The sequence below is a fragment of the Planococcus sp. CAU13 genome, from assembly GCF_000775575.1.
GTDB lineage: Bacteria > Bacillota > Bacilli > Bacillales_A > Planococcaceae > Planococcus.
In genome coordinates this window covers 1-22,192 of the sequence record NZ_JRGN01000353.1, presented here as the reverse complement: position 1 = coordinate 22,192, position 22,192 = coordinate 1, and the positions used below count along the sequence as shown (strand labels likewise).

Here is a 22,192-nt window from a genome sequence, read left to right as displayed (position 1 = left end):
CCAATCGGGTTTTTACGGTCAGTTGATCTCCCGCTTGGAAAAGCGGAAATTTTACTACCGTTAATACGGAATAAGCAATTGAAAGGGGAACGATCGGTATGACAGGACAAATTGATTTATTTCAGGAAGAGAAACAATTTGTGCTGGGTCGGCCGGTCGTTTCCATTTTTCATAACCCCCAAAATTTATTCTCCATTGCGAAAGTGAAAATCCAGCAGACCAACACCTCCTACGCAGAAAAAGAAATTATCGTCTCCGGCTATTTTCCCGAACTGTCCATGGAAGAGGAATACCGTTTTACCGGAGCGGTGAAAAATCATCCGCGCTACGGCATCCAGTTTCAGGTGGAGACGTTCACGAAAGAAGTGCCGGAAACGGAACAGGGCATCATCCATTATCTGTCGAGTGATATGTTCAACGGCGTCGGCAGGAAAACGGCTGAAACCATCGTCAAAAAGTTGGGCAGGGATGCCATCAAGAAAATTTTGGAGGACCCGGAAGCGCTTGATGCGGTACCGCGTCTGTCCGATGAAAAGAAAGACACGATCCGTTCGACGCTGCAGATGAACCTTGGCCTTGAACGTGTGATGATCCAGCTGAATGACTGGGGCTTCGGCCCGCAGGTGGGCATGCGGATTTTCCAGGCATACCGCGAAGAGACAATTGATATCCTGACGAAGAACCCTTTCCGCCTCATCGAAGAAATTGAAGGAATCGGTTTTCAGCGTGCGGATGAACTCGGTGCGAAACTGGGCATCACCGGGAGCCATCCCGACCGCATTAAAGCAGCCATCCTGCATTTATTGAACCAGGCCAGTTTGTCGGAGGGACATGTCTTCATCGATGCGGAAACCTTGATTCCGCAGGTGAAGGATATGCTTGAAGCCAGACAGCGGGATGAAATTCCGGTCGAAGCCATTTCGAAGGCAGCCATTGAACTGAATGAAGAATCGAAAGTCGCGGGGGAAGAAAAGCGCCTTTATTTGCCGTCTCTCTATTATTCGGAAGTGGGCATTGCGACAAAACTGGAAACGCTGCTGGCGTCGCAGGAAAACCGAGATGGTTTCCCGTCCTCCGAAGTGCGCAAAGCGCTCGGGGAAGCGGAAGAGCGGCTCGGCGTCAATTATGCTGAAACTCAGGTGCAGGCCATCGAGTCGAGCATCAATTCGTCCGTCATGATCCTGACAGGCGGACCGGGCACCGGCAAGACAACGGTCGTCCGCGGCCTTGTGGAAGTGTATGCGGAACTTCACGGTTTATCGCTCGACCCGAAAGATTACGCCAAGAAAAAGGAACCGTTTCCGATCATTCTCGCTGCCCCGACAGGACGAGCTGCTAAACGGCTCAGTGAGTCGACGGAACTTCCGGCGATGACGATCCATCGCCTGCTCGGCTTTAACGGCCAGGAAAAAGAGGAAGAAACGGAAAAAGAAATCGAAGGCAAACTGATCATCATCGACGAGATGTCGATGGTCGACACGTGGCTCGCGCATCAATTGCTGAAAGCGGTGCCTGACGACGCCCAGATTATATTCGTCGGCGACCAGGATCAGCTGCCGCCGGTCGGACCGGGCCAGGTGCTGCGCGACATGCTCGAATCCAAACGCATCCCGACGGTGGAGCTGACGGATATTTACCGCCAGACCTCCGGTTCATCGATCATCGAACTGGCACATCAGATGAAGAACGGCCAGCTGCCCGCTGACATCACCGCAAAAACGGCAGACCGTTCGTTCATCAAAGCCGGTGCAGAACAAATACCGGAAGTCGTCGAAAAAGTGGTGAAAAGCGCGCTCGCCAAAGGGCACCACATAAAAGACATCCAGGTGCTGGCGCCGATGTACAAAGGGCCGGCGGGAATCGACGCGCTGAATAAAATGATTCAGCAGATGGTCAATCCGAACACCGACGGCAAACGGAAAGAGCTTGTTTTCGGCGACATCACTTACCGCATTAACGATAAAGTGCTGCAGCTCGTCAATCAGCCGGAGAGCAATGTATTCAACGGTGATATGGGCGAAGTGGTCGCCATCATGAAAGCGAGTGAAACGGTCGAGAAGCAGGACGTCCTCGTCGTGTCATTCGACGGCATCGAAGTGACGTATCAGCGCAGCGACTTGAATCAGCTGACGCTTGCTTACTGCTGTTCCATCCATAAAGCGCAGGGTTCGGAATTTCCGACGGTCATCATGCCGGTCGTCCGCGGCTATATGAAAATGCTGCGCCGCAATCTGCTCTATACCGGCATCACCCGCAGCAAGGATTTTCTCATTCTCTGCGGCGATCCGAACGTGTTCCGCTACGGCGTCGAACGCACCGATGACACGAAGCGGATGACGACGCTGCGGGACCGTCTGTCGCTCACAGCACCTCAAACGGATGGCAATAAAACCGAAGCGGCGGCAAAAGAAACTCTTCCTGTGGCACAGATGGAGACAGTTAACGAAGAAAGCGGAGCTGCCGCGCTGACAAACGACAATGTGCACGCCATCCATCCGCTGATCGGCATGCAGGGCATCACGCCGCGCGACTTTATTGAATCTTAATAGAGGAAAAGAAAATTGTTTCCATTCCATTTGTTGACAGAGGAAGATTAGTTTTCTATAATTCAACATATACAGATAGTGAATACGTTGATGGAGAAAGTATAAAATAGCATGCGTCCAGAAATAGGCTCCCCGGCTGAAAGGGCCTTCGCGGTGATATTTTAGAAAGCTACTCCGGAGTGCAGCTAATCCCTGCCGTAAAGCCGCGTTAAGGCACCAATGAGAGACACGGAAGAATATTTCCGTGTAATTAGGGTGGTACCGCGAATCAATAGCCTTCGTCCCTTGCGCTTGCGCAAGGGATGGAGGCTATTTTTATTGTCTCTTGCACTCATTGTGAATGGTTATATTTTGATAGGAGGAAAAAACATGAAAAACCTGAAAGCAGAAGAAATCAGACAGATGTATCTAGACTTCTTTAAAGAGAAAGGCCATGACCAGGAACCGAGCGCGCCGCTTGTGCCGTTCGAAGATCCTTCTTTGCTGTGGATCAACAGCGGTGTGGCGACGCTCAAGAAATATTTTGACGGACGCGTCATCCCGAAAAATCCCCGCATCGTAAACGCGCAGAAATCGATCCGCACAAACGATATCGAAAACGTCGGCGTAACAGCACGCCACCATACGTTCTTTGAAATGCTCGGAAACTTCTCGATCGGTGAATACTTCAAAAAAGAAGCGATCCATTGGGCATGGGAATTTCTGACTGATGAAAAATGGATCGGCTTTGATCCAGAACTATTATCTGTTACCGTCCACCCCGAAGACGAAGAAGCTTATGGCATCTGGCTGAATGAAGTCGGTGTCCCTGCAGAGCGCATCATCCGTCTTGAAGGCAACTTCTGGGATATCGGCGAAGGCCCGAGCGGACCAAACTCGGAGATTTTCTATGACCGCGGCGAAAGCTACGGCAATGACCTGAACGATCCTGAATTATACCCTGGCGGAGAAAATGACCGCTACCTGGAAATCTGGAATCTCGTTTTCTCCCAGTTCAACCATAATGCGGACCACACATATACACCGCTGCCGAAACAGAACATCGACACCGGGATGGGCCTCGAGCGCATGGCCAGTGTCGTTCAGGACGTACCGACCAACTTCGATACGGATCTGTTCATGCCGATCATCCGCAAAACAGAAGAAATTTCAGGCAAGAAATACGGTGAAGACAAAGACAGCGACCTTGCTTTCAAAGTTATAGCCGATCACGTCCGCACAGTGGCGTTCGCAATCGGGGACGGTGCTTTGCCGTCAAACGAGGGACGCGGCTATGTGCTGCGCAGACTGCTGCGCCGCGCTGTCCGTTTCGCGAAAAAGCTGGGCATCGAAAAGCCGTTCATGTTCGAATTGGTTCCGGTGGTCGGTGACATCATGAAAGCCTTCTACCCTGAAGTGAGCGCGAAAGAAGATTTTATTGTACGGGTCATGAAACTGGAAGAAGAGCGTTTCCATGAAACGTTGAACGAGGGGCTGGCTATTCTGTCGAGCGTAACGGAAAAACAAAAAGCGGCAGGCAGCAATGAAATTCCGGGGGAAGATGCGTTCCGCCTATACGACACATACGGTTTCCCGATTGAACTGACGGAGGAATACGCAGAAGAAGCCGGTATGACAATCGATCATTCGGGCTTTGAAGCAGCGATGATGGCTCAGCGTGAACGTGCCCGCAGCGCCCGCCAGAATGTCAATTCGATGCAGACGCAGTCGGAAGTGCTCGGCAACATCAAAGAACCGAGCGAGTTTATCGGCTACACGAATACGGTCGCTGATGCCAATGTTTTATTTATCATCAAAGATGGTGAACTGGTCGACCATGCGCAGGAAGGCGAAGAAGTGCAGGTCATTCTCGACCGCACGCCGTTCTATGCTGAAAGCGGCGGTCAGATTGCGGACCACGGAATTTTGAGCAACGATTTTGTCCAGGCGTTTGTGCTGGATGTCAAAAAAGCGCCGAATGGCCAGAATCTCCATTCTGTGCGGATCGAATCCGGTGAATTGACGAAGTCGCCTGTCGAAGCGAAAGTTGACGCTGAAGAGCGCGGCCACACTGTGAAAAACCATACGGCAACCCATTTACTGCACCAGGCATTGAAGGATGTGCTCGGCAGCCACGTTAACCAGGCAGGTTCTTATGTAGGGCCGGACCGCCTGCGTTTCGACTTCTCGCATTTTGGCCAGGTCACGGCAGAAGAACTGGAACAGATTGAAACCATCGTCAACAATAAAATCTGGGACAGTATCGCAGTGGCCACCGGTTACCATAAACTGCAGGAAGCGAAAGACATGGGAGCCATGGCGCTGTTCGGCGAAAAATACGGAGATGTCGTGCGTGTCGTTGAAATCGGCGGCTACTCGCTTGAGCTCTGCGGAGGTGTGCATGTTGGCAACACAGCTGAAATCGGTTTATTCAAACTGGTGTCGGAAAGCGGTATCGGCGCAGGAATTCGCCGCATTGAAGCATTGACCGGAAAAGGCGCTTACGAAAATCTGAAAAACAGCGAAAAGACATTGGCGCAGGCAGCAGCGGTCCTGAAAGCGAATCCGAAAGACATCGTCCAAAAAGCGGAATCGTTCCTCGCTGATATGAAAGCTTTGCAGCGCGAAAACGAATCGCTGATGGCAAAAATTTCAAACGCCCAGTCGGCCGGCATCCTTGAATCGGTTCAGACGGTCGGGGATATCCAGGTGCTGTCAGCACGCGTCGAGGCAAAAGACAATAACCAGTTGCGCCAGATGATGGATGACCTGAAGCAGAAACTGGACAAAGCGGTGATCGTGCTTGGAGCTGTTGATGGTGACAAAGTCATGCTGGCTGCAGGTGTGACAAAAGATCTGGCCGGCGGGAACCACCATGCAGGGCAAATCGTCAAACACGTAGCGGAGCTATGCGGAGGAAAAGGCGGCGGCCGGCCGGATATGGCCATGGCCGGAGCTAAAGAGCCGGACAAATTGGATTCGGCCCTTGCTTCTGTCTACGACTTAGTCAAATAGGTTTAATTAAAGCCGGCAATCGTTTATAATGAAAAGCAGGCAGCGGAAAAGGTTTTTCCTATCTAAATCCGAAAGCGAGGTGCTTGTCATGAGTTCATTCGATCGTACAATGAAGTTTGATTCGTCTGATGAATCGATGGAGCAGGATGTAAAACGAGTGATGCTGGAAGTGCATGCATCTTTGGAAGAAAAAGGCTATAACCCGATAAATCAGATTGTCGGCTATCTTTTATCCGGGGACCCGGCTTATATTCCTCGCCATCAGGATGCAAGGAACAAAATCCGCAAACTAGAGCGTGATGAAATCCTTGAAGAACTTGTGAAGTACTATATCAAAAAGAATAATGAGGAATAGATTATGAGAATTATGGGGCTGGATGTAGGTTCAAAAACAGTCGGCGTCGCCATCAGCGATGCACTTGGCTGGACGGCCCAGGGAATCGAGACCATCAGGATCAATGAAGCGGTCGAAGATTTCGGACTGGCACGCCTGAGTGAACTGATCAGCCAATATCAGGTTACGGAAATCGTAGTGGGTTACCCGAAAAACATGAACAACTCCATCGGTCCGCGGGCCGAAGCATCGGAAAAGTTTGCAGCTTTGCTGAAAGAAGCGTATGCTATACCAGTGGTTTTATGGGATGAGCGCCTTACAACAGCGGCAGCGGAAAAGATGCTGATCTCTGCGGACGTGAGCCGCAAGAACCGCAAAAAAGTGATTGACAAGATGGCGGCAGTGTTGATTCTGCAGGGCTATCTTGATTTTAAAAAATGATGAGGTGACGACAATGGAACACGGACAAGAGCACATTACAGTCGTTGATGAAAACGGCAACGAGCAGTTATTCGAAATTTTGTTTACATTTGACTCGGAAGAATTCGGCAAATCGTATGTTTTGTATTTCCCGGTAGGCGCTGAAGAAGATGAAGAAGGCGAAATCGAAATCCAGGCATCTTCTTTCGTCGAAAGCACAGATGCAGACGGAAAAGTGGCAGGCGGCGATTTATTGCCGGTTGAAACGGATGAAGAATGGGATATGATCGAAGAAATGCTGAACACTTTCCTTGCTGAAGAAGAGGAAAATGAAGAGCTTTAATCACAGCAGGGCGGAATTGAGTTTTCATTCCGCCTTTTTCTTTTGCCCCACTTTCTTGTATAATGGGAAAGAATAGTTAAGGGGGGGAACCCGTGGAGAAGAAGTCGAAGATAGAAATCATGTTTGACCGCATGAAAGCGAAGAAACAGGAAGTCCGTATTGTACGGCGCATCGTCTTTGTGATTGCCCTTATTTTACTGATTGGCGTGGGGATAGCCGGATATCAGGGCTATAATTACGTGACAGCCGCTTTGCAGCCGGTGGATCCGGAATCTGAGGAAGTCATTGAAGTTGAAGTGCCGATCGGATCCAATCTCGACAGCATTGCAGAATTGCTGGAAGAAAATGGAGTCATACAGGATGCCCGCATTTATAAATATTATGTGAAATTCAATAACGAATCCGAATTCCAGGCAGGAACCTATGGTTTGCTGGCTTCGATGACTCTGGACGAAATCACGCAAAGCCTGAAAACAGGAAAAGTTTACCGCGAACCGCTGTTTGCAATCAATTTCCCTGAAGGGTTGACGCTCGAACAGATCGCCGAGAATGTCATCGCCGAAAAAACGGATTACAGCGCGGAGGAATTCATGGAAAAAGTGACGGATGAGGCTTATATCGATAATTTGATGGCCAGCTATCCAAACCTGCTGAGAGAAGAAATAAAAGGTGAAAATGTCAGATATGCCCTGGAAGGCTATCTGTTCCCGGCCACTTATCCTTTCTATGAAGAAAATCCGTCGCTTGAACTGATTATCGAGCAGATGCTGGATGCCACGCAGGCGAATATTGCGCCATATGCTGCGATTTTGGAGGAAATGCAGAAGACGCCGCATTGGCTCCTGACATTCGCTTCATTGCTTGAAGAAGAAGCGACATCCAAATCGGATCGCCAGACTATCGCGAGCGTCTTCTATAACCGGATGGAACTGGACATGCCGCTGCAGACGGATCCGACAGTCATTTACGCGATGGGGGAGCACCGTGACCGCCTGTTCAATGAGGATTACCAATTCGAGCATCCTTACAGCACCTACACGAACAAAGGGATGCCACCCGGCCCGATAGCGAGTGCCGGAGCATCTTCCATAGAAGCTGTTCTCGATCCGACGGAAACAGACTTCCTGTTCTTCCTGGCAGATTCGGAAGGCACCAACCATTTTGCTGAGACCTATGAAGAACATCTTGCAAATCGCGATAAATATATCGGGAATTAAAAACAAGAAGGATGCGGCCTCGCATTCCTTCTTGTTTTATGCTATCATATGATTTAATTTTTGCTGTTGCGAAAAGGAGCTTTTCTGATGCACAAGGAACGATTTGACAACACTGTTGCGGCCATGAAACAATATGCGCTGGAACAGCATGTGCCGATTATGGAAGATGACGGCATCCGCCATCTGACGGCTCTGCTGATGGAGCAGCAGCCGCAGAAAGTGCTTGAAATCGGCGCGGCAATCGGGTTCTCCGCTTTGATGATGGCCAAAGCTCTGCCGTACGCCAAAATCGATACGATTGAACGGGACGACTCCCGATATGCAAAAGCAGTCGAATTTATCAGCCGGTCCGGATATGAGCCGCAAATCCGTATATTTCACGGAGATGCACTCGAACTCGATATGGAGCAGCTGGACGAGTCGTATGATGCCATTTTCATCGATGCTGCAAAAGGGCAGTACGAACGCTTTTTTGAAAAGTATGAAGTATTGCTAAACAGCGGCGGGGTCATTTATTGTGATAATATGCATATGCACGGCATGTCCAATATAGCTCTGGCTGAAGTGCCGAGGAGAAAACGGACAATGATCCGGAATCTGCGGAAATTTAAAGAGGCCATGATGGAACATGCCGGATATGAAACGAAGCTGCTCGATATAGGCGACGGCATCATGGTTTGCCAAAAGCGGTAAAGGGAATCAGCATTCAGTCAGGTTTCCGATACCGCTGCTCGACAATTCAACAAAACGGGTTTTTATAGGTCAGTATGGCTCCTGCTAAGTGAAGCGGAAGTCATACTGACCATTAAAATGGGACAAAAAATAAAGATTAGACGCAAGGAGCAGTTCGCCATGTCAAAAAACAGGCCGGTAGTAATCGGCATCGCCGGAGGTTCGGGTTCCGGCAAGACAAGTGTTACAAATTCCATCTATGAAGTTTTCAAGGAGCATTCTGTGGTGGTCATTGAACAGGATTATTATTATAAAGATCAGAGCCATCTTGAATTCGAAGAGCGCCTAGCAACGAATTACGATCATCCGCTGGCATTTGACACGGATCTTCTGATCACACATATAAACGAATTGCTCGAGCGCAGGCCGATTGAAAAACCGGTTTACAACTATGCACTTCATACCCGGTCAGAAGAAACGATTCTTATTGAACCGAAAGACGTCATTATCCTTGAAGGCATATTGGTCCTGGAAGATCAGCGGCTGCGGGAACTGATGGATATCAAATTATTTGTCGATACGGACGGCGACCTGCGGATCATCCGCCGGCTTCTGCGCGATATCAACGAGCGCGGGCGTACGATTGATTCGGTCATCGAGCAATACCTGACCGTTGTAAGGCCGATGCACAATCAGTTTATCGAGCCGACGAAGCGCTATGCGGACGTCATTATCCCGGAAGGCGGCCAGAACGAAGTCGCAATTGATCTGATGGTTACAAAAATTAAAACAATTCTTGAATAGAATGGTAAATTATACTATGATGATACGAGACTGACGGATTATTCAAAAATCTAGAGTCAGCAGTTGAAGGAGTGGGAACAATGGCTAACGAAAAACAATTTCCGATGACAGCTGCAGGAAAGCAGAAGTTGGAAGATGAACTGGACTTCTTAAAGACGATTAAACGCAAAGAAGTGGTTGAACGGATTAAAATCGCCCGTGATTTCGGTGATTTATCTGAGAACGCTGAATATGATTCAGCTAAAGAAGATCAGGCGTTTGTTGAAGGACGTATTTCAACACTGGAATCAATGATACGCAATGCGGTTATCATAGATGAAAACGATATGAGCAAAGACACCGTGCGTCTCGGCAGGACTGTAACGTTTGTTGAAGTCCCGGACGGCGACAAGGAATCCTATACAATCGTAGGGTCTGCCGAAGCCGATCCATTGGAAGGCCGGATTTCGAACGATTCACCGATTGCAAAAAGCATGATCGGCCGTACAATCGGAGACCGTGTGAAAGTATTGACACCTGGTGGGGAAATGGAAATCGAAATCGTTTCCATCACGTAATTCCTGCAGCCATTCTTATTGAAGAGTGGCTGTTTTTGGATGGAATAAAATCTTCCTTCTCGTTGTGACACATAAAATTATCATGAAAGTTAAATTTGTTACACTAAAATATGATAGAATGTCTTAGAAGGGGAGGCTGAAAAAATGGCAGAAGAGAAAAAACCTTATCCCTCTCGTGTGCATAAAAAGAACCGTTCCACCAGCAACACAATGTTGAATGTAATGATCGGACTTGTATTTTCATTAATTCTTATCGTGGGAGCGTTTATATTCCTCGGACAGACCGATAGCCGGGACAACGCCCTGGAACCGGAATCCGTCGAAGTTTCCACAGATACGAATGATGAAGCGAGCGAAGAGGACAGCAGTGAACAGCAGCAGGATGAAAATGCCGATGAACTGGCAGAGCAGGAAGCGGATTCTGACAATACAGAAGAAGAAGCTGCCGAAGATCAGGAAAACGCTGAAGCTGAAGAAGCAGAAGACAAAGGCGAAGAAGAAGGAACAGTGACTGGCGGCACGATCACACGCCAGGAATCCAATGATCCTGTTGTCAAGGAAACGGTCATCAATACGAGCTGGGAGCCAATCGGTACAAAGCAAAGCGGAGAACATGTCTCTGTTTACGATACCGGCTCCATCGACTGGAAAGAGAAAGTGGATGCCATCACGTATGCGACCGGCCTGGCTGAAAGCGATATGTACATTATGCATATCGGCAATGGCGGCGGCCCGCAGAAATCGATTGGCACCGTCCAGTCGAAGGATATGTCACAAAAATACCGTGTTCATATGGAATGGGTTGAAAATGAAGGTTGGAAACCGGTTAAAATGGATATACTGAATACTGTAGAAGGCGCTTATTAACACAGCGTCTTTTTTTTGGCCATCTGCAGTTTTGGAAATATAAATTTTTCGCTTATTGACAGGCGATATAGCTAAAGGAGAAATGCCACATGAAAATTGGAATCATCGGTGCAATGGAAGAAGAAGTGGAGCTGCTGCGAAACAGTCTCGCAAATGCAGAAACTGAAACCATCGCGGGCAGCGAATTCACAACAGGTACATACGAAGGACAGGAAATCGTGCTGCTGAAAAGCGGCATCGGCAAAGTGAATGCGGCAATGTCCACAACGATCCTGCTGCATAATTACAAACCCGATCTCGTCATCAACACCGGCTCAGCGGGTGGATTTGATGAAAATCTGGAAGTGGGGTCTATCGTCATTTCGGATGAAGTCGTCCATCATGATGTGGATGTGACAGCATTCGGCTATGAAATGGGCCAGGTGCCGCAGATGCCTGCAACTTATCAATCCAATCCTGAATTGATCGAACTGGCGGAAAAAGCGGTAAATGAATTGGAAGATCTTCCTTATGCCATCGGATTGATCGCTACCGGAGATTCTTTCATGAACGACCCGGAGCGTGTGGAACTGGTGCGCAGCCAATTCCCGGCCATGAAAGCGTCGGAAATGGAAGCGGCAGCGGTGGCTCAGGTCTGCTATCAGTTTGACACGGCTTTTGTCGTCATCCGTGCATTGTCGGATATCGCCGGCAAGGAATCTTCAGTCTCATTTGATGAATTTCTGCCAAAAGCTGCTGCACATTCAACAAAGATTGTGCTGCGCGTAGTCGAACGTTTGGTATCGCGTCAGGAGCGCTGATGCAAGAGGATTCATTTCTGTAAACGTTTCGTTTCAGGCCGAAGCTTTCCGTAGGGACTGCCTGAGCCTCCTCGCTCGCTGCGACGAAGCAGCACGATCAGCCGGGAAAGCGGAGCTGTTTTGTGTATTATCTCTTATTATCAATTTTTTCTTTACAACAATAAAAGCTGCCGGAAATTAACCGGCAGCTTTTGTTTATACTTTTCTTAACGTGAACGTACTGATCATCAGGAGAGAACAGATCAGCACCAGGAACATATAGAATACTGACGGGAAAGCTCCCAGGCCGAAATACGACAATGTCAGAACGGTACCTGCTGCAGTGATCGGAAGGCCAGTGAAATAGCCGTTCGATTCGCTGATGTTGAAACGGGCCAGGCGGAACGCGCCGCTGGAAATATAAATGACTGTGAAGACCATTCCGGCAATGCCGAAATCACTTAAAGCGAGTTCGTAGATTAAAATTGCGGGAGCCACACCGAAGGATATGATATCGCTCATGGAATCGAGCTGTTTGCCGAGGGCCGATTCCTGGTTGAGTTTGCGGGCCACAATGCCGTCAAAACGATCAAGGAAAGCGGCTATGAAGATGAAAAGAACGCTGAAGCTGTAGGCGCCGTTGAGAGCCGCCATTAATGCTGCACCACCGAATGCCAAATTGCCGATTGTCAGCATATTTGCTGTATGAGACTTCAATTTTTTAATGGTATGGTCCATCCGTTCTATAAAAATCAATGGAGAATCCTCCTCACGTTCAAAATGATGTTCTTTTCATTATACTGTCCGATTGGAAAAAATGGTAGACTTTTATCATGATGGAGGTATCAATATGAAGAAGAAATTATATCAATATACAATCGAATTGACGAATGGACCCCTGACATCCAATTTGCTGCAGCGCTTCGCACAGTCTCCAAGGAGCCGTCCACTCATTCCAAACTATGTTAAAGCATATAAAATTAATACAGAAGAAATTGATGGCGCCCTGGAAAGTTATCTATCACTCAATGACTTTTTTATTCGAAGCTTGCGTCCGGGCAGCCGTCCGCAGGCGAGTGCCCCCATTATTTCGCCTGTCGACGGCAAAGTTGAAATTGCCGGAACGCTTCATGGCAACAGCCGTTTTCTGGTCAAGGGCCAGGAGTATTCGCTCGCTGAACTGATGGGCAGTGAAAAATTGGCCGAGCGGTACGCCGGTGGAAATTACACAGTCCTTTATCTGTCACCCGCCAACTATCACCGGGTCCACAGCCCGGCAGACGGAAAGGTCGTCCGGCAATTTGTGCTCGGCAAAAAATCCTATCCGGTCAACCAGTCGGGTCTGCTGTATGGCAAGGCGCCCATAAGCGGGAATTATCGCCTGATTTCAGAGTTGGAAACAGAAGGCGGCAGAATCCTGATGGTTAAAGTCGGAGCGATGTTCGTGAACTCCATTGAGCTGACCCATAAAGGCGATGCATGGAACAAGGGCGAGGAAGTGGGGTATTTCAGTTTCGGCTCAACCGTCGTTTTGTTCTTTGAACCGGATTGTTTCAGCTTTTCCGATAATATTGTTGCCGGTGAACCGATCAAAGTGGGAGAAGCCCTGGCAAATATGCTATAATCATTAACATTAAGTTCGCAGATACAGGAGTTGTTGATCGTGTTCCAAAAATTTATACCCAGCCAATACGTCAGAACAGTGTTTGATATCACCCCGGACAGCCTGCTTGAAAAAGGCATCCGCGGCATTATTACGGATCTGGACAATACGCTTGTCGAATGGGATCGGCCGGAAGCAACTCCGATGCTCATCGATTGGCTGAAGAGCATGAAAGATGCGGGCATCCAGGTTGTCATCGTTTCGAACAATAATGAGCTGCGCGTGAAATCCTTTGCGGATCCTCTGGGCATCCCGTTCATCTACCAGGCGCGCAAACCGATGGGCAGGGCTTTCCGAAAAGCGCTGAAAATCATGAGCGTCAAAAGCGAGAACGTCGTCGTTATCGGTGACCAGATGCTGACGGATATTTTCGGCGGCAACCGCAATAAACTGCATACCATCCTTGTCTTGCCGGTCGCACAATCCGACGGGTTCTTTACACGTTTCAATCGGATGGTCGAACGCCGGATCATGAAAAAGCTTAAAGATAAGGGTCATATGACTTGGGAGGAAGAAAAAATTGAATGAAATGCCAACATGCATCGGATGCGGTGCACTGATTCAAACTGAATTTCCAGGCGAGCTGGGCTATGCGCCGGCATCGTCATTGGATAAAGAAGAAATTATTTGCCAGCGGTGCTTCCGCTTAAAAAATTATAATGAACTGCAGCCGGTCTCTTTGACCGATGATGATTTTCTGCGTATTTTGAATGGCCTCGGCGAAAGGAAAGGATTGATTGTTAAAATCGTTGATATTTTCGACTTTAACGGCAGCTGGCTGCCTGGCCTTCACCGTTTTGTCGGAAACAACGATATCCTTCTGATTGCCAATAAAGCGGATCTTTTGCCTAAATCAGTGAAAGAACAAAAACTGATTCAATGGATGAAGCGGGAAGCGAACAAGCTGGGACTGAAACCGGTAGATATTCTGACCGTCAGCGCACATAAAGGCAAAGGCGTCCCGGAAGCGATGGAAGCGATCGAACATTACCGAAAAGGCGGCGATGTGTTTGTTGTCGGGTCGACGAATGTCGGGAAATCCACATTCATCAACAGGATCATCAAACAGGCCACCGGACAGGACAATATCATCACAACTTCCCATTTTCCGGGGACAACTCTTGATATGATTGAAATTCCTTTGGATGACGAAAAATCGATGTTTGATACACCGGGAATTATCAACCACCACCAATTGGCGCATTATCTGCATACGGATGACCTGAAAATGATCATGCCAAAAAAGGAAATTAAACCACGGGTGTTTCAGCTTAATCCGGAACAGACACTGTTTATCGGCGGACTGGCCCGTTTTGATTTTATACAGGGAGAACGTTCGTCATTTACGTTCCATATTGCAAATGACCTGCAGCTTCACCGCACGAAACTGGAAAATGCGGATGCGCTGTATGAGCAGCATTTCGGCGGCATGCTGGCGCCGCCTTCAGAACAATACAAAGAAGATTACCCTGACCTGGTCCGTCACGAATTCCGCATCAAAGAAGGCAAAACGGATATTGTCTTTTCCGGACTTGGCTGGGTGACAGTCCAGCATTCGAATGTAGTCGTCGCGGCGCATGCCCCGAGAGGCGTAGAAGTGATGCTGCGTCCATCTCTTATATAGGAGGGATCTGGATGAAGAAATGGTATGCGGTGATCGGGGATCCGATCGCCCATTCATTATCGCCGTTCATGCATGAAACCTGGTTCCAAGAAAACGGCATCGACGCTTCTTATATACCGGTGCAGGTCGAACCTTTTTCGCTTGAACAGGCATTCCATTCATTGAAGTTACTGGGCTGCAGCGGTTTCAATGTGACGCTGCCGCATAAACGTTCCATTATTCCGCTGCTGGACGGCATCGACGAAACAGCGGAGACCATGAATGCTGTCAACACGGTTATCCGGAGCGGTAGAAATTACAAAGGGACGAACACGGACGGCGGCGGTTTTGTTCAGTCGTTATTGACGAAACAGCCGGAGGGGAATGCTAAAGTTCTCGTTATCGGAGCCGGCGGAGCTGCCAGAGGCATTTGTTTTGGATTGAAACGTGCCGGTTTCGATGACATCACCATCACCAATCGGACTTATCGCCGTGCCCAGGAACTGGCGGATGAGACTGCCGCCAAATCTTTGATCCGAGCTGATGCCGAACTGCAGCTCGGGAGCTTTGACATCATCATCCAGACAACATCTGTCGGCCTCGCGGAAGGTGAAGCGCTGCCGCTGTCGATTGAAAAACTAAAAGCGGGGACTTTGGCTGCCGATATTGTCTATAACCCGATTGAAACGCCTTTTTTAAAAAAGGCGGCAGAAAAAGGGGCTGTAACGTTAAATGGTGTGGGCATGTTCGTGTATCAGGGTGCCATCGCTTTTGAAAAATGGACCGGCATAAAACCGGATACAGAAAGTATGATCCAAAGGATAACGGAAAAACTAGGAGGAACTTATGTTAACAGGTAAACAAAAGCGTTTTTTAAGAAGTGAAGCACATCACGTCGACCCGATTTTTCAGGTGGGCAAAGGCGGAGTCAGTGAAGCGATGCTCGTGCAGATTGCAGAAGCACTGGAAAAGCGCGAATTGGTGAAAATCAGTATTCTTCAGAACAATGAAGATGATAAAAACGAAGTCGCTGAAAAACTGGCTGAAGGAACTGGAGCCGAATTGGTTCAATTGATCGGCCATACGGTGGTTCTATACAAACAGTCAGTCAATAATAAACGGATCGAGCTGCCGGTGAAGCGATGAAACGAATCGGAATTCTGGGAGGCACCTTCAATCCGCCGCATTTCGGCCATCTGATTATGGCCAATGAAGCCTACCACAGCCTGGGCCTTGAAGAAGTCAGGTTCATGCCAAATGCCGTTGCGCCGCATAAAGCCGTCCACGGAGCTGATGCAGCACAGCGGCTGAAGATGACCCAGCTGGCAATCGAAGGCCACCCGCAGTTCCGCATCGAAGATTATGAAATCAAAACGGGCGGTGTATCATATACATTTAATACCATCAGCCATTTAGTAAAAAAGGAACCTGATAAGGAGTTTTACTTCATTATCGGGGGAGATACGGTGGAAGAATTAAATTCCTGGCACCGCATCCATGAACTCGCGGAAATGGTTCAATTTGTGGGAATCGGCAGGCCTGGCTATGATGCGGCCACCGAATTTCCGGTCATGATGATCGATTCACCCGAAATGCACATTTCTTCGACACTGCTGCGGGACAGAGTTGCAGCTGCCCGGCCCCTGACATTTTTTGTGCCGGAAAAAGTCGAAGCCTATATCCGGAAGGAGGGCTTGTATGAACCAGAGCAGGATGCTTCAACTCGTTAAAAAAAGGCTCCCGGACAACCGCTATACACATGTTGTCGGAGTGCTTAACATGGCCACGGCATTGGCCATCCGTTTCGGGGTGCCGCAGGAAAAAGCGCAGGTCGCCGCCATTCTTCACGATGTAGCAAAATTCTCTGACCGGGAATGGATGAAATCAATCATCGAAAAGGAAAAAATGGATCCGCTGCTGCTGGAATATCATTCCGAATTATGGCATGCACCGGTGGGGGCCTATGTGGCTGCCTATGAATTCGGGGTCACCGATGAAGATATCCTGAACGCCATCCGTTACCACACAACGGGACGGGCAGGCATGTCGGACCTGGAAAAAATCATTTACATTGCCGACCTCACCGAACCGAACAGGAAATTTCAGGGCGTCGAAGAATTGCGTCAATTAAAAGAACAGGGATTGGATGTTATGATGGAAGCCTGCGTCAAACACAGCATCGATTTTCTGGTATCAAAAAATCAGCCGGTTTATCCGGATTCACTGAAGTGTTATGAATACTTCGTGCGACAGAAAGGGAAAGTGAAAGAATGACTGAAACTACATTATTGCAAATGGCCTATAAAGCTGCCGAGGATAAAAACGCGGAGGACATCGTTGTCCTTAATATGGAAGGAATTTCTTTGCTCGCTGATTATTTCGTCATCTGCAGCGGGAATTCAGATCGTCAGGTACAGGCGATTGCACGTGAGTTAATTGAAAAATCAAATGAAGCCGGCAATGAAGTGAAAAGCGTTGAAGGCTTTGACGCTGCACGCTGGATACTGATTGACCTTGGAGATGTCGTTGCGCATGTCTTCCATAAAGACGAGCGTTCATACTACAATCTGGAGCGCCTCTGGAGAGAAGCGCCTGAACTGGAACTATGAGCTACGGCAAATTTGCCTCGATTTACGATGGATTAATGCGGGATATCCCGTATGAGCAATGGGTCGAATGGGTGGCAACCCGGAAAACATCCGGTAAATTACTGGATCTGGCATGCGGCACTGGGACCCTGTCCCAGCTGTTTGCAGAACTCGGTTATGAAGTGACGGCCAGTGATTTATCGGAAGAGATGCTGACGATGGCGTCACAGCGCTTCCAGGAGGCGAACCTGCGCATCCCGACGTATCAATTGTCGATGGATAATCTTGAAGGGCTTCAGGGCTTTGACGCCGTCACCATTTCCATCGATTCATTGAATTACCTGAATCACGGTGAACAGGTGCAGAAGACCTTCAGCGAAGTGCATAAAGCATTGAATGAAGGAGGCATGCTCTTTTTTGACGTGCATTCATTGTTCAAAGTGGATGAAATCTATTTGGACAGCCCCTTTGTTCTGGACGGCGATGACGTTTCGTATATTTGGCATACGGAACCCGGCACCGCTGAACACAGCGTCGTCCACGACATCACTTTTTTCGTGCGCGAGCAGGAAGATCTCTACCGGCGGTTTGAAGAAACGCACGAGCAGCGGACTTTTCCGGTAGCCACTTACAGCACATGGCTGAAAGCTGCCGGTTTCGTCATCGAATCCATTACAGCCGACTTTTCGGATAATGAACCATCGGATGAAAGTGAGCGGATTTTCTTCTGCGCGAAAAAAGTTTGATTGAAAAGCCACCTTTTGGTGGTTTTTTTGTCGTTTATATTTTATTTTGGCAATTGGACAACAGCGTGAAATAAATGTATAATTCAGACAGCTTCCATTTAATTGCTTCCTGCTCAGAAAGAGGGATGCCGACTGAATTTCCAACAGCTCTTCAGTAAATACAGCAGACTGCTGATCCCCGCTGCAGTCATAGTGATGCTGGCACTTTATTTTTTATTTCCCCACGGCGAACCGGAAGAAATCATTGCGGCGCCAACTGATCTTATAGAAGCTGAAACCACTCAGCTGAGTGAAACCCCAACCTTAGAAACCGTTCCCGAAACTGTACAGGCGACTGAATCCGAAGAAATTATCGTCGAAATAAAAGGCCAGGTGCTGGAGCCGGGCATATTCGTATTGCCTGTCGATTCCCGTTTGCATCTTGCCATCAAACTTGCCGGCGGTCTGCTGCCGGAAGCGGATGCCCTGTCACTGAATATGGCGATGAAACTGACGGACGAAATGAGTGTTTATGTGCCGAAGACAGGAGAAACTCTTACTGCTCCGCCAGTCATCGCTTCTCCGCCGGCAGCACCCGCAGAAGGTCCATCAGGCGGTGGTCTCATCAATATTAATTCTGCGGACGTGGCGGGTCTGACTTCTTTAAACGGCATCGGCCCTGCAAAAGCGGCAGCCATCATTGCGTACCGGGAAGAGAATGGCCCTTTCGCGACGATTGAAGCGCTGAAGGATGTAACTGGCATCGGCGATAAAACTTTCGAGCAATTGAAAGACTCCATTTCAATAAACTGAGTGTTGACGTACTTTTTACCTCTGCTAAACTGAAACAAACAGATAAATGCGGGGGGCAATTAAATGAAGCGAATAACTTGGGATCAATTTTTCATGGCACAAAGCCATCTGCTTGCGCTGCGGAGCACCTGCACCCGGCTGGCTGTCGGCGCGACGATCGTCCGCGACCGCAGGATTATTGCCGGCGGCTATAACGGCTCCATTTCGGGAGGCGACCATTGCATCGACAAAGGCTGCTACGTGGTTGACGGGCATTGTATCCGAACAATCCATGCGGAGATGAATGCCTTGCTGCAATGTTCGAAGTACGGCGTCAGTGTCAGCGGCGCAGATATTTACGTCAGCCATTTTCCTTGTCTTCAATGTACAAAATCGATCATCCAGGCGGGAATTTCACGGCTGTATTATGCAGCTGACTACAGAAACCATGAATACGCCATCGAATTGCTCGAACAGGCAGGTGTCGAAGTCGTGCAGGTCATATTCGATGAACGCCAAATCGATTTTCTCAGTGTCGAAAAAGCGGCGCTTTATATGGAGCTGCTCGGAAAATTAAAAGAAAAAGGCGGCAGCGATGAAGAATTGGCCCATTACAACGAGCGGGTGAAGGAATTATTCGGAGAAGAACTCGAAGTCTGAGCCGCAATACAACGATTTATTTTGCCGCAGCTGCGGCAGTCGCAACAATAGCAGCGCATGAAGCACCGGAATTTCTTGTGTTCATGCCGCTGCTTTTTTTATGGATGATGTGGAAAAAAGAAAATCTGCAGCTCATCTTTGTTTTATTGCTTTTCGCAGGGTTTTTATTCTTCATTCAGGATCACAGGCACGGACAGCTGCCTGTGTATTCGGGCGAGTATGAAGGATCTGCCCGTTTTAAAGACGGATTTCGCGTGGACGGCGACACGGTGAGGGGCTTTCTGGTGCTGGAAGACGGCGGCATTGTATACGCCAGTTACCGTTTTCGCACGCCAGCAGAAAAAGCGCTGAAAGAGGATGACATCCGCAATTCCCTCATAAGTGTATCGGGAGTTTTCGAGGAATCGCGGACGCCTTCCCATGAATTCGCTTTTAATATGGCTTCGTACCTGAGGAGCAACGGCGCTTCTTCCGCATTTACAATAAACCGGCTGGATTATCTGAAACCACTGGATGGCTTTTTGGCTCATATGTCGGACAGAAGGGAAAAATTAAAAGAACACATCCGTTCCAGTTTTCCTGAAAGCCTGAGCACGGAAGCGGAAGCTCTTTTGATCGGGGAAAGGGAAATGCTCAGCAGCGAACAGCAGAGGGTTCAGCAGACATTGGGGATTTCCCATCTGTTTGCGATTTCCGGGCTGCATGTCGGCATCATTGCCGGAGGGCTGTATTTTTTGATGCTGCGCATCGGAATCAGAAAGCATCATGCGATGATGTCCCTGCTGATTGTGCTGCCGCTTTACGCCTTGCTGGCAGGCGGTGCTCCGTCCGTATGGCGTGCTGTCAGCATGACTTCAGCCGTCCTGCTGCTGCGGCTGATCGGAGCGCGCGTCCCGGCAGCCCATATTTTGCTGGTGTGTTTTACCGTGTTCATCATTTTGGAACCGTATGTCATCTATAAAATCGGTTTTCAGCTTTCTTACGGTGCGAGTTTCGGCATTATTTATTCATTGAAGCTTCTTGAAGCCGAAAAGTCGCCGATAAAAATCGGGTTGATCATTACGTTCATTTCACAATTTACTTTGTATCCGCTGCTGCTGGTGCATTTCTACAGCTTGTCGCTGTCATCTTTTGCAGTCAACAGCCTTTTTGTCCCGCTTTATACGCTGATCATTCTGCCAATCAATCTGCTGCTGCTTTTTTTGACTTTTGGCATGCCGCCGGCGGCTGATTTTCTGTTTTATTTCTATGAGCCTTTCCGCAATTTCATCGAACAGTTTACAGTCTGGCTGGCGGAATGGCCGCATCAGATGTGGGTTCCAGGAAAACCGGGCGGACTCGTTCTGTGCCTGATGGTGATCGGTATCATCGGATTTTACAGTCTGGCCGAAAAAGGGTTGCGCTGGTGGAAACTCGGAATCGGTCTATTGCCGGCAGTGCTGTTTACGCTCGCCCCTTATTTCGACGGCGCTTTGCGCGTCACGTTCATCGATGTCGGCCAGGGGGACAGCGCTTTGATCGAATTGCCTTACCGGAAAGGCGTTTACCTGATCGATACGGGGGGAGTGCTGCGTTTTGGCAATGAAGGATTCCCTGACAGGTCGAGGCTGTTCGAAGTGGGGCGGCAGATTGTTGCGCCTTATCTTTATGGCAACGGCATTTCAGCGATTGATGCGCTGATCCTTAGCCATCCCGATGCCGACCACGCCGAAGGAGCGGATGAAATTCTTCAGCTGTTCACAGTGGATGAAATTCATATGACACCTGGGTCCCAGCATTTGGAGATTGTAGATGAATTCAGAGAGGATATCAGAGATGCCATTATCCGTTTGCCGGGGAAGGGCAGCCACTGGCAAAACGGCAAAACGAGTTTCACCTATCTGAGCCCTGCAGACAGCGACTATGATGGCAATAATGACTCACTCGTGCTGCTTGTGGAATATGAGGGGTTTAAATTGCTGTTTACTGGAGACCTTGAGACTGATGGCGAAAATGACCTGCTCGCTTCTTACGGGGAACAGCTGGCGGATACAACTCTTCTGAAAGTCGGCCATCATGGCAGCAAAACTTCCAGCGGAGAAAATTTCCTCTCTCAGCTGAGTCCCGAATTGTCCATTTTTTCTGCCGGCAAAGACAATCGCTACGGTCATCCGGCACAGGAAGTCGTGAAAAGATTCGAGCGCCTGGCTTTGCCGACGCTGAACACAGCGGAACAGGGAACGATTGAAATTGTTTTCAGGGATGGCGGCTACTCTATTTTGACGATGAAATGAAAAAAGGTTCCAGCTGGACAGCCGGAACCTTTTTTAATATTACATTGCTACGTATTGAACGACTGCAGCGATGATGAAGATAGCTGCGAAGAACACGAATGATACCACAAATCCCATACCGGCATCGATGGCGTCGTTACGCTTCGATTGTACATTATTTTCAAATTCATTCATGGCTATCCCTCCTAATTCCCTCTAATTATAAGCTACTGCCTGCTAAAAATCCACATTGAACTTTATTTAAGCGGGAGATTTAAACACCCGTCACAGAAAAGACAAATTCCACTATTAGTTACAAAAGTAAATTAATATAGAGAGGATTAATTAATCGCTTCGGCGCTTTGGACCAGGTTCC

Annotated in this window: 25 protein-coding genes and 1 other annotated feature; of the genes, 23 read left to right on the top strand and 2 right to left on the bottom strand. The window is 48.6% G+C overall.

The genetic code is table 11. The features are described from left to right. The first annotated feature begins 98 nt into the window (after positions 1–98). The 11 genes from recD2 (at position 99) to mtnN (ending at position 11,554) form a co-directional block, all read left to right on the top strand. The gene (recD2, locus tag KW93_RS16630; RefSeq protein ID WP_033544176.1) at positions 99–2,546 is read left to right on the top strand and encodes an SF1B family DNA helicase RecD2; all 2,448 of its coding nucleotides are present in this window, start codon (positions 99–101) and stop codon (positions 2,544–2,546) included. A 78-nt stretch (positions 2,547–2,624) separates the two neighbouring features. Beyond that, positions 2,625–2,835 (top strand) — a binding site (T-box leader). 80 nt (positions 2,836–2,915) lie between these two features. Further along, the gene (gene alaS, locus KW93_RS16625; protein ID WP_033544175.1) at positions 2,916–5,540 is read left to right on the top strand and encodes an alanine--tRNA ligase; all 2,625 of its coding nucleotides are present in this window, start codon (positions 2,916–2,918) and stop codon (positions 5,538–5,540) included. Between the two features lie 88 nt (positions 5,541–5,628). Then, positions 5,629–5,895, top strand: coding sequence for an IreB family regulatory phosphoprotein (locus KW93_RS16620; protein WP_033544174.1), 267 nt, complete (start codon positions 5,629–5,631; stop codon positions 5,893–5,895). A gap of 3 nt (positions 5,896–5,898) precedes the next feature. Then, complete coding sequence (ruvX, locus tag KW93_RS16615; protein WP_033544173.1) at positions 5,899–6,315, top strand: Holliday junction resolvase RuvX; 417 nt, start codon at positions 5,899–5,901, stop codon at positions 6,313–6,315. 13 nt (positions 6,316–6,328) lie between these two features. Further along, entirely contained in the window at positions 6,329–6,637 is a 309-nt protein-coding gene (locus KW93_RS16610) for a DUF1292 domain-containing protein (protein ID WP_033544172.1), read from the top strand. 92 nt (positions 6,638–6,729) lie between these two features. Next, entirely contained in the window at positions 6,730–7,854 is a 1,125-nt protein-coding gene (mltG, locus tag KW93_RS16605; RefSeq protein ID WP_152602474.1) for an endolytic transglycosylase MltG, read from the top strand. 87 nt (positions 7,855–7,941) lie between these two features. Beyond that, a complete protein-coding gene (locus tag KW93_RS16600; RefSeq protein ID WP_033544171.1) occupies positions 7,942–8,547 on the top strand; it encodes an O-methyltransferase in 606 nt (201 codons plus the stop codon). Between the two features lie 117 nt (positions 8,548–8,664). After that, a complete protein-coding gene (gene udk, locus KW93_RS16595) occupies positions 8,665–9,330 on the top strand; it encodes a uridine kinase (protein ID WP_081987052.1) in 666 nt (221 codons plus the stop codon). Positions 9,331–9,410: 80 nt separating this feature from the next. Continuing rightward, on the top strand, positions 9,411–9,887 hold the full coding sequence (greA, locus tag KW93_RS16590) for a transcription elongation factor GreA (RefSeq protein WP_033544169.1): 477 nt from the start codon (positions 9,411–9,413) through the stop codon (positions 9,885–9,887). A 144-nt stretch (positions 9,888–10,031) separates the two neighbouring features. Next, positions 10,032–10,754 (top strand): YrrS family protein, encoded by a 723-nt coding sequence (locus tag KW93_RS16585; protein ID WP_052131672.1) that lies wholly within the window; start codon positions 10,032–10,034, stop codon positions 10,752–10,754. Positions 10,755–10,843: 89 nt separating this feature from the next. Next, positions 10,844–11,554, top strand: a complete 711-nt coding sequence (gene mtnN, locus KW93_RS16580) for a 5'-methylthioadenosine/S-adenosylhomocysteine nucleosidase (RefSeq protein ID WP_033544168.1) — start codon at positions 10,844–10,846, stop codon at positions 11,552–11,554. Between the two features lie 195 nt (positions 11,555–11,749). Here mtnN and pssA read toward each other — a convergent pair whose 3' ends face one another. Next, the gene (gene pssA, locus KW93_RS16575; protein ID WP_033544167.1) at positions 11,750–12,289 is read right to left on the bottom strand and encodes a CDP-diacylglycerol--serine O-phosphatidyltransferase; all 540 of its coding nucleotides are present in this window, start codon (positions 12,287–12,289) and stop codon (positions 11,750–11,752) included. Positions 12,290–12,383: 94 nt separating this feature from the next. Here pssA and KW93_RS16570 point away from each other — a divergent pair, with 94 nt between their 5' ends. The 12 genes from KW93_RS16570 (at position 12,384) to KW93_RS16515 (ending at position 21,837) form a co-directional block, all read left to right on the top strand. Next, positions 12,384–13,157: a phosphatidylserine decarboxylase gene (locus tag KW93_RS16570; RefSeq protein ID WP_033544166.1), complete on the top strand. Its 774-nt coding sequence runs from the start codon at positions 12,384–12,386 to the stop codon at positions 13,155–13,157. A gap of 21 nt (positions 13,158–13,178) precedes the next feature. After that, entirely contained in the window at positions 13,179–13,724 is a 546-nt protein-coding gene (locus KW93_RS16565) for a YqeG family HAD IIIA-type phosphatase (RefSeq protein WP_268809846.1), read from the top strand. Then, positions 13,717–14,820 (top strand): ribosome biogenesis GTPase YqeH, encoded by a 1,104-nt coding sequence (gene yqeH / locus KW93_RS16560; protein WP_033544164.1) that lies wholly within the window; start codon positions 13,717–13,719, stop codon positions 14,818–14,820. The genes KW93_RS16565 and yqeH overlap by 8 nt, the downstream gene beginning before the upstream one ends. A gap of 11 nt (positions 14,821–14,831) precedes the next feature. Beyond that, positions 14,832–15,659 carry a shikimate dehydrogenase gene (gene aroE, locus KW93_RS16555; protein ID WP_033544163.1) on the top strand — a complete coding sequence of 276 codons (828 nt, stop codon included), beginning with the start codon at positions 14,832–14,834 and terminating at the stop codon, positions 15,657–15,659. Next, positions 15,646–15,945: a ribosome assembly RNA-binding protein YhbY gene (gene yhbY, locus KW93_RS16550; protein ID WP_033544162.1), complete on the top strand. Its 300-nt coding sequence runs from the start codon at positions 15,646–15,648 to the stop codon at positions 15,943–15,945. Before aroE ends, yhbY begins: the two co-directional genes overlap by 14 nt. Then, positions 15,942–16,529, top strand: coding sequence for a nicotinate-nucleotide adenylyltransferase (locus KW93_RS16545; RefSeq protein ID WP_033544161.1), 588 nt, complete (start codon positions 15,942–15,944; stop codon positions 16,527–16,529). Before yhbY ends, KW93_RS16545 begins: the two co-directional genes overlap by 4 nt. Beyond that, on the top strand, positions 16,498–17,073 hold the full coding sequence (gene yqeK, locus KW93_RS16540) for a bis(5'-nucleosyl)-tetraphosphatase (symmetrical) YqeK (protein WP_033544160.1): 576 nt from the start codon (positions 16,498–16,500) through the stop codon (positions 17,071–17,073). Before KW93_RS16545 ends, yqeK begins: the two co-directional genes overlap by 32 nt. Next, positions 17,070–17,408 carry a ribosome silencing factor gene (rsfS, locus tag KW93_RS16535; RefSeq protein WP_033544159.1) on the top strand — a complete coding sequence of 113 codons (339 nt, stop codon included), beginning with the start codon at positions 17,070–17,072 and terminating at the stop codon, positions 17,406–17,408. Before yqeK ends, rsfS begins: the two co-directional genes overlap by 4 nt. Then, a complete protein-coding gene (locus KW93_RS16530) occupies positions 17,405–18,133 on the top strand; it encodes a class I SAM-dependent DNA methyltransferase (protein WP_033544158.1) in 729 nt (242 codons plus the stop codon). Before rsfS ends, KW93_RS16530 begins: the two co-directional genes overlap by 4 nt. A gap of 195 nt (positions 18,134–18,328) precedes the next feature. Continuing rightward, the gene (locus tag KW93_RS16525) at positions 18,329–18,925 is read left to right on the top strand and encodes a helix-hairpin-helix domain-containing protein (protein ID WP_081987050.1); all 597 of its coding nucleotides are present in this window, start codon (positions 18,329–18,331) and stop codon (positions 18,923–18,925) included. A gap of 63 nt (positions 18,926–18,988) precedes the next feature. Continuing rightward, positions 18,989–19,564 carry a ComE operon protein 2 gene (locus KW93_RS16520; RefSeq protein ID WP_033544157.1) on the top strand — a complete coding sequence of 192 codons (576 nt, stop codon included), beginning with the start codon at positions 18,989–18,991 and terminating at the stop codon, positions 19,562–19,564. Between the two features lie 107 nt (positions 19,565–19,671). Then, positions 19,672–21,837: a DNA internalization-related competence protein ComEC/Rec2 gene (locus tag KW93_RS16515; RefSeq protein ID WP_235318435.1), complete on the top strand. Its 2,166-nt coding sequence runs from the start codon at positions 19,672–19,674 to the stop codon at positions 21,835–21,837. A gap of 39 nt (positions 21,838–21,876) precedes the next feature. Here the strand turns inward: KW93_RS16515 and KW93_RS17220 are convergent, their stop codons facing one another. Beyond that, positions 21,877–22,011, bottom strand: coding sequence for a YqzM family protein (locus KW93_RS17220; RefSeq protein ID WP_033544155.1), 135 nt, complete (start codon positions 22,009–22,011; stop codon positions 21,877–21,879). Positions 22,012–22,192: the final 181 nt, after the last annotated feature.